We start from the raw sequence: 1,103 nt of genomic DNA on the forward strand, positions 1-1,103 counted from the left end.
GTTCGACGTCTCCCAGACCGAGGGCGAACCGCTTCCCGACCTGGACACGGAAGCGACCGGGGACGCCGGCGACCTCGTCGAACAGTTGACTGTCGCCGCTGACAATCTCGGCGTGACGGTGCGGATCGTTCCAGCCGAGGAGTGGGCCCACGGCGAGGCGAAGGGCATCTGCGAACAGCTGAGCCTCGTCGACGTCCAGCCGCTCGTCGAGGTGCGTGGTCGGGAGAACGAGGCCGACCTCGCGCGGACGCTGATTCACGAGTACGCACACGCCCTGCTCCACTTCGACGTCGACGACGACACCGAACGGGCGAAACGCGAGGTCGAGGCCGAAGCCGTCGCGTACGTCGTCGGGCGGTACTGCGGGCTCGACACTAGTAGGTCGGCGTTCTACCTCGCTGCGTGGGAGTCGGACGATCCCGAGGTCGTTCGCGAGCGGCTCGGACGGATCAGTTCCACAGCAGAAGAGCTCATCGACGTGCTCGAAAGCGAATCCTCGTCCCAACACAGTTAACCAACAGAGTGATGGACTCCTTCCGTTCTGTTGGTTAAGTTTTTCAGCGCCCGCCGAGGGGCGGAGGCGCATTCAGACCTCCGTCGAATGATGACTGAACCCTATCTCACGACGGTCCTCGAGGAAGCCGAGCACATTACCGAGCAGCACGACCAGGTCGCTCGTACGACAGACAACCAAGCCCACGAATACCTCCGATACGCCGTTCTCCGGGTGCTTGAAGGAGAGGCGGATCACCTCCCGGCGGACTGGACGCCGATCGACGGCGTAACCGTCGGCTACGGGAGCGACGACGCGATGTACGACAGCTGGGGCTCCAGCGAAGACTGGTGGGAGACCGTCCCGCCGCAGGAGGCGTGTACCCGCTTCCGGGTGTTCTTCCCGGACGACCACCAGACGGTTCCCCGCAACATCGTCGACGTGATGGCCGCGCTCGGGGCCTGGCGAGTGTGGACCGGGAGCGCAGCGGCGTGCGGCTCCTACGACCATCGCGAGCGCCGCGAAGTCCACTACCTGTGGCCGGTAGTGACTAACGCAACTTCTGAATGAATCCGTCGAGGTGATTTTCGATCCACGAGCCTGCGAAACT

General features: G+C 64.1%; 1 protein-coding gene and 1 pseudogene. Both read left to right on the forward strand.

Annotated elements, in window-relative coordinates; all coding sequences use genetic code 11:
- On the forward strand, positions 1-514 hold a 514-nt coding region (locus tag ABDZ36_RS14685), incomplete at its 5' end, for a M78 family metallopeptidase domain-containing protein (RefSeq protein WP_486187710.1).
- 90 nt (positions 515-604) lie between these two features.
- Positions 605-1,036: pseudogene (locus tag ABDZ36_RS14690) on the forward strand (hypothetical protein); the annotation flags it as partial.
- Positions 1,037-1,103 lie beyond the last annotated feature (67 nt).

This window comes from Halarchaeum salinum (assembly GCF_039520965.1).
In the GTDB taxonomy this organism is placed as follows: domain Archaea; phylum Halobacteriota; class Halobacteria; order Halobacteriales; family Halobacteriaceae; genus Halarchaeum; species Halarchaeum salinum.